General features: G+C 52.6%; 10 protein-coding genes. 5 read left to right on the forward strand and 5 right to left on the reverse strand.

Annotated elements, in window-relative coordinates:
* The first annotated feature begins 816 nt into the window (after positions 1 to 816).
* Positions 817 to 1062 carry a hypothetical protein gene (locus FA92_RS20610; protein WP_051926574.1) on the forward strand — a complete coding sequence of 82 codons (246 nt, stop codon included), beginning with the start codon at positions 817 to 819 and terminating at the stop codon, positions 1060 to 1062.
* Between the two features lie 210 nt (positions 1063 to 1272).
* Here the strand turns inward: FA92_RS20610 and FA92_RS20615 are convergent, their stop codons facing one another.
* Positions 1273 to 2220: a hydroxyacid dehydrogenase gene (locus tag FA92_RS20615; RefSeq protein WP_033784976.1), complete on the reverse strand. Its 948-nt coding sequence runs from the start codon at positions 2218 to 2220 to the stop codon at positions 1273 to 1275.
* Positions 2220 to 2912: a diguanylate cyclase gene (locus FA92_RS20620; RefSeq protein WP_013196118.1), complete on the reverse strand. Its 693-nt coding sequence runs from the start codon at positions 2910 to 2912 to the stop codon at positions 2220 to 2222. Before FA92_RS20620 ends, FA92_RS20615 begins: the two co-directional genes overlap by 1 nt.
* A 173-nt stretch (positions 2913 to 3085) precedes the next feature.
* On the opposite strand from FA92_RS20620, the gene FA92_RS20625 reads away from it, so the two are divergent.
* From FA92_RS20625 to FA92_RS20635, 3 genes are all read left to right on the forward strand, one after another.
* The gene (locus FA92_RS20625) at positions 3086 to 3796 is read left to right on the forward strand and encodes an IclR family transcriptional regulator (RefSeq protein WP_033784977.1); all 711 of its coding nucleotides are present in this window, start codon (positions 3086 to 3088) and stop codon (positions 3794 to 3796) included.
* 457 nt (positions 3797 to 4253) lie between these two features.
* Positions 4254 to 5234, forward strand: a complete 981-nt coding sequence (locus tag FA92_RS20630) for a DUF1852 domain-containing protein (protein WP_033784978.1) — start codon at positions 4254 to 4256, stop codon at positions 5232 to 5234.
* A 27-nt stretch (positions 5235 to 5261) separates the two neighbouring features.
* The gene (locus tag FA92_RS20635; protein ID WP_033735535.1) at positions 5262 to 6293 is read left to right on the forward strand and encodes a methionine synthase; all 1032 of its coding nucleotides are present in this window, start codon (positions 5262 to 5264) and stop codon (positions 6291 to 6293) included.
* Positions 6294 to 6516: 223 nt separating this feature from the next.
* Here FA92_RS20635 and FA92_RS20640 read toward each other — a convergent pair whose 3' ends face one another.
* Both FA92_RS20640 and FA92_RS20645 read right to left on the reverse strand, forming a co-directional pair.
* Positions 6517 to 9603: an efflux RND transporter permease subunit gene (locus FA92_RS20640; RefSeq protein WP_033784980.1), complete on the reverse strand. Its 3087-nt coding sequence runs from the start codon at positions 9601 to 9603 to the stop codon at positions 6517 to 6519.
* On the reverse strand, positions 9600 to 10709 hold the full coding sequence (locus FA92_RS20645) for an efflux RND transporter periplasmic adaptor subunit (RefSeq protein ID WP_033784981.1): 1110 nt from the start codon (positions 10707 to 10709) through the stop codon (positions 9600 to 9602). The genes FA92_RS20640 and FA92_RS20645 overlap by 4 nt, the downstream gene beginning before the upstream one ends.
* 558 nt (positions 10710 to 11267) lie before the next feature.
* On the opposite strand from FA92_RS20645, the gene FA92_RS20650 reads away from it, so the two are divergent.
* Positions 11268 to 11897, forward strand: coding sequence for a LysE family translocator (locus FA92_RS20650; protein ID WP_033784982.1), 630 nt, complete (start codon positions 11268 to 11270; stop codon positions 11895 to 11897).
* A gap of 259 nt (positions 11898 to 12156) precedes the next feature.
* On the opposite strand, the gene FA92_RS23715 is transcribed toward FA92_RS20650, so the two are convergent.
* A complete protein-coding gene (locus FA92_RS23715) occupies positions 12157 to 12705 on the reverse strand; it encodes an AAA family ATPase (RefSeq protein ID WP_234366579.1) in 549 nt (182 codons plus the stop codon).
* Positions 12706 to 12736: the final 31 nt, after the last annotated feature.

A 12736-nucleotide genomic window follows, 5' to 3' on the forward strand; every position in this document is an offset into this window, starting at 1 on the left:
CATTCAAATAATAAAAATACCAGAATACGAAAAAAGTCAAATAACCATCATTAATTTATTGCCCCTTATTGTTTTAAGGGGCAAAATTTCCTGTTCAGTTAATCCAGTCAAATAATGAATGTAAAATTACGCATTGAGCGAGCGACATTGCTGTTCATTTGATAGCCAATGCAGTCAGTCTGCCTGACTGCACTTCAGCGGTTAGCCTGCCAGCGGTATCATAAGGAATGATCAGTTGGTAATATCGAATTGTTTAACTTCTGATTTTCAATTTACCTAATTTGCCAGATTTTAAGAACGCTTCCGGAGATTCTGAGATCACCCGGCTCTGCAAAAATTATCAGCCTGCTGACAGTTATTCATTATTTTTCGCGCATGAAAAATATCTCTGAACCTATTTTTTCCGGGTATTAATCCTCGATACCGCCATCGACGTTCCCATCAAATCTATACTGCGTTGGCTCACCAGCTAAATTAAGCGTAACTTAATATCATGCTTAAAGGCCATGGCTCGTTAACGTGGAAAATAATTCAGGCTCTGATCGTTATCCGTCATGAGGCGATTTATTGTTTTTCATCTGGATGTGGCATTCTCTTATCGTTATTGCCGGCAGTGACTCGTACTGAGGTTAGCCTGCCCTGAGCGAATAGCTCGCGGCAGGATCGTATCTAATAGCTAAGTCTCAGTTTCAACAGGCATTTTCGTTAAAACTGTCACGTGCCATAAAATCAGGGCATCGCGCTGGTGTGAGGCTTAATTTCCCCAGTGAGGTTATTCGCTTAAGACCTGATTTTGTTGGGGTGTACAGCGTAAACATGGCAAATGCTCTGACACAAAAAAATCCTTCAGGGCAACTAAAAAAGCTCTCTTTTCCGGTCACAATTCTGCTTGCTGAACAGGATGAGCTGTTTGATGTGAAACGAATGACTGAGTTTTTCAGCAGCTGCGGCAATTCACATTTAAGCAGTCAGGTCGTGAAAAAGTGCAGGCATCTCGATTGCATTTTTGAGCTGACCGACAGCATGAAAAAGCATTTCGCACGCCTGCCTTCAGGAATATGAGGCTCAGAACGGATGTGATGATTTAGACAATGAGAAAGCCTTTCTCATCAGTCTGACTTCAGCTGCTTACTAAAAGCAGACACGCATTATTCATAACCCACGTGCCTCGATGATAGCCTCTTCAGCGCCTTTAGTGATTGCAGAGACTCAAACCTGTAAAAATGCCGACTAAATACCGTTACAGCCTGTTTAGTCGGCTACAGAGATGGCTCAGGATACCGCGCTTTCGTTTTTCAGGGACTCCAGAACGTTCAGAATATTACTGGCCGCCACCGTACCCATCTTCACGTAAGAGTTATCACTGACGCCGCCAATGTGCGGCGACAGAATCACATTTTCAACATGCTGCCAGATATGCGGCGCCGTCAGAGGTTCAGTGGGGAAACTGTCCAGTGCGGCCCAGGCGACGGTGCCATCATTCAGCGCCGCTAAAAGCGCATCATCATCAATAAGACCGCCGCGTGCCGTGTTTACCAGAATGGCGCCTTTTTTAAACAACGCCAGTTTCTCTGCATTGATCATCTGGCGGGTCTGTTCGGTCAGCGGACAGTGCAGAGAAATGATGTCTGCCTGTTGCAGCAGGTCGTCAAGTGAAGCGGACTCACACTCATCAGGAAAGGTTTTTGCAAAAGGATCATAGGCAATTACCTTCATGCCAAACGCCCGCCCAATACGGGCAACGCGACCGCCAATTGCACCAAGCCCCACCAGACCCAGCGTTCTGCCTTCCAGCTCCACAGATTTATGGGTGGATTTGTCCCAGTGCCCCTGACGCATGCGCTGATCCAGCGTTATCACAGATTTGGCGCAGGCCAAAATCATCGCCCAGGTATGCTCGGCTACAGCGGCTGCGTTGGCACCCGGCGCAGACTGAACGCGGATATCGCGTGCCGCGGCTGCCTGTTGATCGATAACGTCAATGCCGCTGCCGTGTTTGGAAATCACGCGCAGGGCAGGCGCAGCATCCATGATGCGGGCATTAATTTTTCCGTAACGGACAATTATCGCCACCGGATTATGCTGCTGGCAGAGTCTGAACAGGGTATCTTCGTCGGGCTGTTTACCTGCATAAACCAGGCTAAACGCGTTCAGCAGGCTGACCGCCTGCGGAGCCAGATCGCTGGCCGTGACCAGAATGACGGGAAGCTGAGTTGTCATCAGAGCGTCTCCCCATCCGTAAGCATGCCAGCGGTTTGCAGGGCTTTCTCCAGCCACGGCGCGCGAAGGTCGCCATCACGAATGGCCGCAATACGCCCGGTCTCGAAATCCAGTTTTTTCTGCGCCAGTTCGAGCAGGGCAGGGATCTCTTCACGCGGCAGAATCACCACGCCATCAATATCACCGATGACCAGATCGCCCGGCTGAATGGCTGCGCCCGCGACAGAAACCGGGTAGTTTACCCGTCCCGCAACAGATTTGGTCGGGCCACAGGGATTCAGGCCCGCGGCAAACACCGGGAAGCCGTTCGCGCTCAGTGCATCGGCGTCACGAACCGCGCCATCAATGATGATCCCCGCGATGCCGGAGGCTTCAGCCTGGGTCGACATAATCTCTCCGATTAAGGCACAGCTGATGTCGCCTTTGCCATCAACCACAATCACGTCGCCTGGCTGGGCGATTGCCAGTGCGGCATGGATCGCCAGATTATCGCCAGGCCGGACCTCGACGGTGATAGCGGGACCAGCGACTTTCATCGTGGAGGCTACCGGTTTGACGCGACCATGCAGCGTTCCGCGTCGACCGGCGACATCCGCCAGTATCGCGGCCTGGAACTGAGCCGCCTGTTTAACAAGTTCTGGCGCGACACGGATAATGTCGCGATTGATGAAGGTATTCTCTGCATGTGGCATAGATTATTCCTCTTTCGTTTTACCAGGTACAACTTAGTTGTACAATATAAAACTACTATATCGATGTTAATTCGCATCGCACCAGTGTTAAGCACTCATTTGTGATGTAAATACGATGTGAATCACAAATTGCGCGGTAAACTGCCTGCCGTCGCATACAGGAGGACGTACCAATGGGGAATGAAGGCGTAATTGCCGTAGAAAAAGCGCTGGCGCTGCTGGATTGTTTCAAACCTGGCGAGGAGTCGCTGACGCTTACCGCGCTGGCGCAGCTATCGGGTTATCACAAAACGACGGTCTATCGCCTGATGAACTCACTTGAGCGCATGAATTATGTGATTCGCCGCGACAATGGCGTCTATACCCTGGGGCCGAGGCTGCTCTATCTGGGCAAGCTCTATGAACAATCCTTTCATCTGGCCAGCATTGTTCAGCCTGAGCTTCACGCTCTGGCGACCGCGACGGGCGAAAGCGCCTCATGGTATGTGATAGAAAACGATCAGCGACTCTGTCTGTTCAGAGCTGAGCCTTCTGAAGGACTGCGTGAAACGCGCCTGCCCGGCACCTTTCTTCCGCTGGATAACTCTGCCATCGGACAGGTGCTTCGCTACTGGGGAAAGAACGAACCCCTGTTTAAGGCTGTACCTGAACTACCGCTGTTTACCTCCGGGATGCGCGATCCGCACATTGCGGCATTTTCCGTACCGGTGTTTGGAGAAGGCGACAGGCTGCTCGCTGCGCTGGCACTGACCGGGCCATCGTCACGTCTGACGCAGGCGAAGTGTGAAAGCGGACTGGGGAAACTGATGAAAGAAGCGGCCAGCCGACTTTCGGTTAAATCAGGCGCGCATAAAGTGACATGCGATAATTTTTACAAGATTTAGCTGACGTGAAGGGCACAGGTGATTCCATGTCAGCGCTGTGCTCTTCCAGAGCGGCAAGATTTTCTGGCTGGAGTTGGTCGATTTAAGCCAGGGTGAATTAAGGGATGTCTGGCTTGCCTGAGTACTTAACTCTCAAAAGACCCGCCGCTGTGATGGAGTGATATTAAGTCATTGATATTTGTTAAAATAATTTACTTCCGGTGCGCCTTTAAACATTCTGATTTAACGTCAGATGTTTAATGGCACACTGGCCGCATGAAAAATCCCCCACTTTCCCGCCTCAACATGAATTTCCTTCATGTTCGTTGAAATTTAATCACTTTTTTTCAACCGGATGTTGAGGCATAAAGTAAGAATTGTTAATAACTTTGAGTCATATGACTGGGTGTTAAGGGATAGCAAAGCTGCATAACCCTGAAGCAACAAATCATATCAGCGACCAGGATACCCGATAGCGATGAACAACTTAGCCTTTACCCTCAAGCGCATTCGTTTCGACGAAAACTATAACCCTTCGAAAAATACGCGGGCGACGACTAACTTCGCGAATCTGGCGCGTGGCGAAAAACGCCAGGAAAACCTGCATAACGCCCTGGCGATGATCGACAACCGGTTCAACGCGCTGGCGCACTGGGATAACCCAAAAAGCGACCGTTACGCTGTCGAACTTGAGATTATTTCTGCTGAGCTGAATCTTCAGCCAGGCAGCAACGACGAATCGTTCCCGGCGATTGAGATTCTGAAGACCCATATCGTCGATCACAAAACCGGTGAACGTTTCGACGGGATTGTCGGCAATAACTTCTCCTCCTACGTGCGTGATTATGATTTCAGCGTAGTGCTGACAGAGCACAATAAAGGCCAGACTGAATTCAGTCTGCCGGATGATTTTGGCCAGCTGCATGGCAACATTTTCAAAAGCTTCGTCAACTCAGCGGCCTATAAAGAAAACTTCAATAAGTCGCCGGTCATCTGCCTGAGTGTGTCGAGCAAAAATACCTATGTGCGTACCGGTAATGTGCATCCGGTGCTGGGCATCGAATACCAGCAGGATGCGCCTTCGCTGACGGATTTTTATTTTGGAAAAATGGGCCTGAAAGTGCGTTTCTTTATGCCGCAGGGCAGTGTTGCGCCGCTGGCCTTCTACTTTCACGGTGACCTGCTCAGCGATTACACCAATCTTGAGCTGATCAGCACCATCAGCACCATGGAAACGTTCCAGAAAATCTATCGCCCGGAAATTTACAACGCGAATTCTGCAGCCGGACAGTGCTATCAGCCAACGCTGCAGCATCAGGATTATTCATTAACCCGCATCGTTTACGATCGCGAAGAGCGCAGCCGTCTGGCCGTTGAGCAGGGTAAGTTTACTGAGGCGCATTTCATCAAGCCGAATCAGACACTTCTCGCACAATGGTCTGCTGAATCCGTTCTTTGATTAATTAAAAACAAAAGGTCACCTGCTATGAAAACTTTATTACCGACATCCACTGCGGGCAGCCTGCCTAAACCGTCCTGGATCGCGCAGCCAGAGGTGCTCTGGTCACCCTGGAAACTGCAGGATGAAGAGTTAGTAGACGGTAAAAGAGATGCACTGCGTCTCTGTCTGGACGACCAGGTTCGCGCCGGCATTGATATCGTCAGTGATGGTGAGCAGACCCGTCAGCACTTTGTGACGACGTTTATTGAACACCTCAGCGGCGTGGATTTTGAGAAGCGTGAAGTGGTCCGCATCCGTAATCGTTATGACGCCAGCGTGCCGACCGTGGTGGGTGAAGTCTCACGTCAGAAGCCGGTATTTGTTGAAGATGCAAAAATCCTGCGCAAGCTGACCGATCGTCCTATTAAATGGGCGTTGCCGGGTCCGATGACGATGATCGACACCCTCTATGACAATCATTATAAAAGTCGTGAAAAGCTGGCCTGGGAATTTGCAAAAATCCTCAACCAGGAAGCGAAAGAGTTAGAAGCCGCGGGCGTTGATATTATTCAGTTCGACGAACCAGCCTTTAACGTCTTCTTTGATGAAGTGAATGACTGGGGTATCGCCGCGTTAGAGCGAGCTATCGAAGGGCTGAAGTGTGAAACCGCCGTTCACATCTGCTACGGCTACGGCATTAAAGCGAATACCGACTGGAAGAAAACGCTGGGCACAGAGTGGCGTCAGTACGAAGAGGTCTTCCCGAAACTGCAGCGTTCAGCTATCGACATCGTTTCACTGGAGTGCCAGAACTCGCGCGTGCCGATGGATCTGATCGAGCTGATTCGCGGTAAAAAAGTCATGGTCGGTGCTATCGACGTGGCTACTCATGAGATTGAGACGCCGGAAGCAGTGGCTAACACGCTGCGCAAAGCACTGCAGTTCGTGGATGCTGAAAATCTCTATCCTTCAACTAACTGTGGCATGATTCCTCTGCCGCGTCAGGTTGCCAATGGCAAACTGCATGCGTTGAGTGCGGGTGCAGAGATTGTCCGCAGAGAAATTCTGGGAAAATAATCTTTTCCTGAGTAGCCTCAGTCCGGCTTCAGATGCCTGAAAGCCGGACTGAGGCTGCCCTTACTTTAACTTTGTCTGTCCCACTATCCATCTCTGTAGGCTCTTCATTCCACTCCTCTTAAATCACTTTCAGATTCCCTGTTCTGAAACCTCAGTAGCGTAATTCGCTATGCTGTCGGGCGTGAATCACCTGGTCAGCGATCGCGCCCGTTTCAGATTACGTTCAGCTCAGCGTTTCGTCAGCGGAGCGGGGGTGATCCGGGCGGATTCTGAACCAGATCGCGTACATCGCTGGCAGGAATACCAGCGTAATCAGGGTACCGCCTAACGTACCGCCAATCAGGGTATAGGCCAGCGTTCCCCAGAATACGGAGTGCGTCAGCGGAATGAAGGCCAGAATGGCAGCCATTGCCGTCAGCAGCACCGGACGCGCACGTTGTACCGTTGCTTCCACCACCGCATCAAAAGGCGAGAGTCCTTCATGTTCATTATGGTGAATCTGGCCTATCAGGATGAGCGTGTTACGCATCAGGATGCCCGATAGCGCTATCAGTCCAACCAGTGCATTGATGCCAAACGGCTGGTTAAAGAGAAGTAGCGTCGGCACCACACCAATCAGTCCCAGAGGCGACGTTAGAAAGACCATCACCATCGCCGACATCGAACGCACCTGCAGAATGATAATCAGCAGCGTCATGGCGATCATAATCGGGAACAGCGGTGCCATTGCTTTGGTCGCTTTACCAGATTCTTCAATCGAGCCCGCCTGTTCAATGCGGTAGCCCGCTGGCAGTGAATTGATGATGGGCTGCAACGCGTTGAGCATCTGCTTTGAGACATCCGGCGGCTGCAGATGCTCAGCAATATCACCGCGCACCGTCAGCGTCGGAGTGCGATCGCGGCGACGCAGAATCGGATCTTCCATGCGTACGTCAACGTCGCCAATCTGAGAGAGCGGAATACGCTGACCTGAGGAACCGACTAAGGTAAAGCCCGCTATTCTGGCTGGATCGAGGCGGATGTTACCCGCTGCGCGTCCCATAACCTGCACGGAGCGGATATCTTCACGCACTGAGGTAATCGGAACGCCAGAGAGCAGGAACTGAAGCTGCTCTGCCACCGCATTAGATGTCAGCCCCACGGCCTGCAGGCGATCCTGATTAAGCGTGAAATGCAGCACCGGCACCTTTGGACCCCAATCCGTATTAACTGTTCTCATCAGCGGACTGGCCTGTAGCACTGCCTCTACGTCGGCTGCGATGGTGCGCAACGTGTCGGCATCCGGCCCCATGATGCGATATGCCACCGGATAGGGCGAGTAGGGACCAAACACCAGCTGTGTCACGCGGATGCGCGCCTCTGCTGCAAGTCCATCAGCCGCCGCTTCGCGTAACCGGTGCTTAAGTGCTTCGCGCGCTTCCTGGCTGTCCGTCAGCACAACTATTTTTGCAAATGAGGGGTCAGGCAACTCGGGAGCCATGGCCAGATAAAAACGCGGTGATCCTTGTCCGATATACGATGTGACGATTTTTGCCTCCGGCTGCTTCTGCAGCCAGGCTTCGATTTTTGCCGCCGCGTTGCTGGTCTCCTCAATAGCGGTGCCATAAGGCATCTGGACTTCCACCAGCACTTCCGGGCGGTCAGAGGTGGGAAAAAATTGTGCGTTAACCATCCCCATGCCGAGCACGGCAAGCGTAAACAGAGCCACCACCGAACCGGCTACCAGCCATTTACCTGCGATGACGCGGCCCAGAATATAACGGAAGCGGTTGTAATGGCGGGTGTTATAAATCGCGGTATGTCCTCCCGCCACCGTTTTGATCTCCGGCAGCATTTTCACGCCAAGATAAGGCGTAAACACCACCGCGACGATCCACGAGGCGATCAGGGCGATACCGACAATCCAGAACATATTGCTGGTGTACTCACCGGCAGTAGACTGTGCAAAACCGTTGGGCATAAATCCCACAGCGGTAACCAGCGTACCCGCCAGCATCGGTGCCGCCGTATGACTCCAGGCATAAGCAGAGGCTTTGATGCGGTCATGACCTTCTTCCATTTTGACCACCATCATTTCAATCGCGATGATGGCGTCATCGACCAGCAAACCCAGGGCAAGGATCAGCGAACCCAGCGTGATGCGATCGAAATTTTTGCCGGAAGCCTCCATCACAACAAACACGATAGCCAGCGTCAGTGGCACGGCTGCGGCGACCACTACACCAACCCGCCAGCCCATACTGACAAAGCAGACCACCATGACCACCAGCAGGGCGACAAAAAACTTGATCATGAATTCGTCTACGGCTGAACTGATGTTGACGGCCTGATCGGTGACCTTCGTCAGCGTCATACCCAGCGGCATGCCGTCATTAATTCTGGCCGTTTCCTCATCCAGTGCCTTACCGAGATCAAGGCCATTCCAGCCGTCGCGCATAACGACGCCTAACAACAGCGCCTGTTCGCCCTGATTACGCACGATAAAGGTCGCCGGATCTTCATAGCCTCGCTCCACAGTCGCGACATCTGAAAGGCGCAGTGTTCGGCCCCCGGCAACGACAGGCGTCTGGCGAATCTTCTCCAGGGTGTCGAAGGCGCCATCAAGACGGATAAAAATCTGGGGACCGCTGGCATCTATTGAACCGGCCGGGGTCAGCACGTTCTGACTGTTCAGGGCAGAAAAGATATCCTGGGGAGAAATGCCGAGCGTGGCCAGCCTGTCATGAGAGAACGAGATAAAGATTCGCTCACTCTGTTCACCAATAATGTTGATCTTTTTTACGCCGGGTACATGCAGAAGCTGCTGGCGCAGCGATTCAGCATCCCTTGCCAGCAGACGCTGCGGCTCCCCCCTGGCCTTAAGCGCAAATAAGGCAAAAGTCACATCAGAGAACTCGTCATTAACCATCGGTCCGATAACGCCCGCGGGCAGGCTGCTGGCTTCATCACCGACTTTCTTGCGCGCCTGATAGAACTCTTCCTGTACCTGTGAAGGCGGCGTGCTGTCCTGCAGTGACAGCAGGGTAAACGCCAGACCCGGACGGGTATAGGTCTCACTGCGGTCGTACCACTTAAGCTCCTGCAGACGCTTCTCCAGCGGCTCAGCAACCTGATCCTGCATCTCCTGCGCTGTAGCACCCGGCCAGGCCGTGATAAGGGTCATCTGCTTGACGGTAAAAGGCGGGTCTTCCGCTCGCCCCAGTTCGAAGAACGACAGGATACCGGCGACAGTAATCAGAATGATCAGGAAGAGGGTAATCGAGCGCTCGCGCACAGCCAGCGCCGAGAGATTGAAACGTTCCTTGCTCATGGATGACTCCCCGCGCTGCGCTCGTTGCCTTGCGGTGCCGTGCGCACTTTTTCACCCTCATGAAGCAGGTGCGCGCCAAGCGCAACGACCTGCTCACCCGGCTTGAGGTTTCCGACAACGCCGGCATTGTCATCCCCAAGGTTGATCACATGCACCGGTCGCCATGAGACGGTTGTGGGCTGACCTGAAATGCCCCAGACGCCCGGCCCTTTCCCCGGATCGTAGAGCGCGGCTAAGGGCACGTTCATGACCGAAGCTTTGCTGGCGTTTTCCGCGATGTTAAGCGTGACGGTCGAGCCGAGCGGTGCATTAGCCAGTGAACCTTCCAGGACATATCTCGCTTCAAAGGTTCGCGTCACCGGATCAGCGGCATCGGATAGCAGGCGTAACCTGGCGGGCACCTGTTTATCGCCAGAGCCATAAAGCGTGGCCTGAGCATCGCTGTCCGGCGCAGGCCTGAGCGTCTCCGGTAATTGCACAATGGCCTCGCGCTGACCGGCTCTGGCGAGGCGGATAACGGCCTGTCCGGCACTGACCACCTGACCCGGTTCTGCCAGCGTATCCACGACAACGCCATCGGCGTCGGCCAGCAGCACCGCATAACCGGTTGCATTCTGCGCGACGCTGGCCTGGGCCTGTGCGGCTCTGAGATCGGCTCTTGCCGTATCGGCGGCGGCCTTTATCTGGTCGTAGGCTGATGCCGACACGGCACCCGTCGCGACAAGGCCGCGATAGCGCGCTTCATCCTGCGTGGCTTGCTTAGCCCGTGCCCGTGCTGCCTCCACAACCTGTTGCTGAGCCTGAGACTGCAGTGTCAGGTCAATCGGATCCAGACGCATCAGCGACTGACCGCGTTTGACCGCCTGACCGGTATCCACCAGACGTTCAAGGATTTTGCCTTGTACTCTGAAACTGAGATCGCTTTGAATCCGGGCGACCACAACGCCGGTAAAGGCGTGGGTTCGATCTATCGCGCTTACCACGGTTGCAGTCCGCACCAGTGGAGCCTGCGTTCGGGGATCGTCGCGGGTGGAGGGTTCACCGCAGGCCACCAGGGCCAGCGGCAACACGTAAACAGCAAGGGTGGCGGATTTAAGCCTGAGCATAAGTTCCCTTAAAGCGGTAACAGGATAGTTTGCGCATTCTCATTCCTGTGACCAAATAAGTCAATGGTCACAAATAGCTGAATTTTCGTCATGAACAGATCAAGATATGTCACCGTGAAGGGGTTGTTAAAAGGGTCATGGCAGCTGAAGAGGGGTGATATCAGGGGATGAGGGCAAAGAGAGCGGTTCCTGGACGTCTTGCATTTTTTGGACGGCAGGCACAGTGCATTTGTGAATGCTCAGGAGATCGGCATCGGCATAGTTTGCTCCCTTAACGTCAGTGACCCTGATTGACAGGAGGTGACCATTATGTGACTGGGTCACTTATTGTGGATAATGTCAGGCTGATCGATGTTGCTCCAGCATTAGCGGAAAGCGACGTCTGAATAGCCATTAACGCACACCTGCCACTCTGTAAGGACAGCCCATCGCCGCCATATCGGCTGCCTGCCGGTACTAATTAAGCCTTATCCGTAAAACCTGCAATATGTGAATGAATAGTAAATTTCTTTGCCAGCGGATATAACATATTGATAACCCCGCATCGCAGAGAAAAATATGGCGCTTTCACACGAGTTAATTCTGATTTTTACGACCTATTTTGTCGCGACGGCCAGCCCTGGACCGAGCAATATGGCGATAATGGGGACAGCGATGAAAAAGGGCAGAGGTGCCGCGCTGGCGCTGGCTGCGGGTGTCGTGAGTGGTTCGATGATCTGGGCGCTGCTCGCAGCCTGCGGTGTGCTGACCGTGCTGACAACCTTTGCTCAACTGCTGATTGCGTTAAAAATTGGCGGCGGAATATATCTGCTCTGGCTGGCGTTTAAAGCCGGTAAATCTGCATTACGCCGCACGGAAGCCGGTGAATTTAAAACCAGCGATACCCGGGTCGCTTATGGCAGCCTGTTCCGTCAGGGTATCCTGATGCATATCGGCAACCCCAAAGCGATTCTGACCTGGGTGGCGATTATGTCATTTGCCCTTAAACCGGATGCGGTCGCCTCGACGTTACCGATGATCATCTGCGGCTGTGCGGCGATCTGTATGGTTGTGTTCGGTGGCTATGCTTTGCTGTTCTCGACGGCTGTAATGAGCGCTTTTTACCGCCGCATTCGTCGCGGGCTGGATGCACTGTTAGCCTGTTGCTTTGCGCTTGCAGGATTGAAACTGGTCTTCAGCCGCAACTAATCCAACAGGTTATCGCACTGACTTTTGCGTCAGCTGTGGTTCTGCCGTTCCAAACCGATTGCGCGACCGGTCTTACATCTGGCTTCCGATCGGCTTACTGAATACTCCAGTCGCGATGCACTGCATAGGGGATTATTGTACCGATGACGCCATGCCGTGGGACCATACCCGCTCAGAGACTAATCATGCGGGGCCAGTAACGTCGCTGAATGCACTGCTGACGAGCTTAAAGATTGTTGATTAATCACAGCGGTGTGGGTTACTTATTTTTTAACTTTAAGCCCCAGTATTCTGAACAGGCTTTAATCTCGTGTGGAGAATGAAGCAGAACTTTTGGCAATCTGACCTGGTCGTAAAGCGTCTGATGATACTTACGATTCTGCGGGGCAGTACGGATAATATATTTCAGCATCTCCAGGGTTACGGACTCTCTGCTCATCCCGAGCCCCCCTATTCGCGGTGTCGATGAATAACACCTGCGAATATAACGCAGCAGTGCTACGGTCACTTTTACATCCAGAAGAATCAATCCCGTGGCATGAGCAAAGCGTTCCTCAATGCATTTTGTATAATTCCCCTCCATCACCCAATTTTTTTGACTCACTGCATCTGCATGCAAATGGCGAAATGCTTCCGGTGCTCTGGGAATCCATTGACTATTCGGAAGATGGTAAAGTTGATCAAGATGAACAACAGGTAAATTCGTTTTGCGGGAAATAGCCTCAGCTAAGGTAGATTTACCACTGTTTGAAGGACCCATAATACAAATGCGTGGTCCCAGCGCCTCTAAAGTGAGTGCACTATTCACTATATCTCCTTTGAATTTTCCCTTCTTAAAT

Origin of the sequence: Pantoea sp. 9140 (assembly GCF_000745295.1) — a bacterium.
In the GTDB taxonomy this organism is placed as follows: domain Bacteria; phylum Pseudomonadota; class Gammaproteobacteria; order Enterobacterales; family Enterobacteriaceae; genus Pantoea; species Pantoea vagans.

What these genes read in the sequence shown, in the direction of transcription:
- FA92_RS20610 (WP_051926574.1), top strand. Translation starts at nt 817, where the DNA reads ATGGCAAATGCTCTGACACAAAAAAATCCTTCAGGGCAACTAAAAAAG.
- FA92_RS20615 (WP_033784976.1), bottom strand. Translation starts at nt 2,220, where the DNA reads ATGACAACTCAGCTTCCCGTCATTCTGGTCACGGCCAGCGATCTGGCT.
- FA92_RS20620 (WP_013196118.1), bottom strand. Translation starts at nt 2,912, where the DNA reads ATGCCACATGCAGAGAATACCTTCATCAATCGCGACATTATCCGTGTC.
- FA92_RS20625 (WP_033784977.1), top strand. Translation starts at nt 3,086, where the DNA reads ATGGGGAATGAAGGCGTAATTGCCGTAGAAAAAGCGCTGGCGCTGCTG.
- FA92_RS20630 (WP_033784978.1), top strand. Translation starts at nt 4,254, where the DNA reads ATGAACAACTTAGCCTTTACCCTCAAGCGCATTCGTTTCGACGAAAAC.
- FA92_RS20635 (WP_033735535.1), top strand. Translation starts at nt 5,262, where the DNA reads ATGAAAACTTTATTACCGACATCCACTGCGGGCAGCCTGCCTAAACCG.
- FA92_RS20640 (WP_033784980.1), bottom strand. Translation starts at nt 9,603, where the DNA reads ATGAGCAAGGAACGTTTCAATCTCTCGGCGCTGGCTGTGCGCGAGCGC.
- FA92_RS20645 (WP_033784981.1), bottom strand. Translation starts at nt 10,709, where the DNA reads ATGCTCAGGCTTAAATCCGCCACCCTTGCTGTTTACGTGTTGCCGCTG.
- FA92_RS20650 (WP_033784982.1), top strand. Translation starts at nt 11,268, where the DNA reads ATGGCGCTTTCACACGAGTTAATTCTGATTTTTACGACCTATTTTGTC.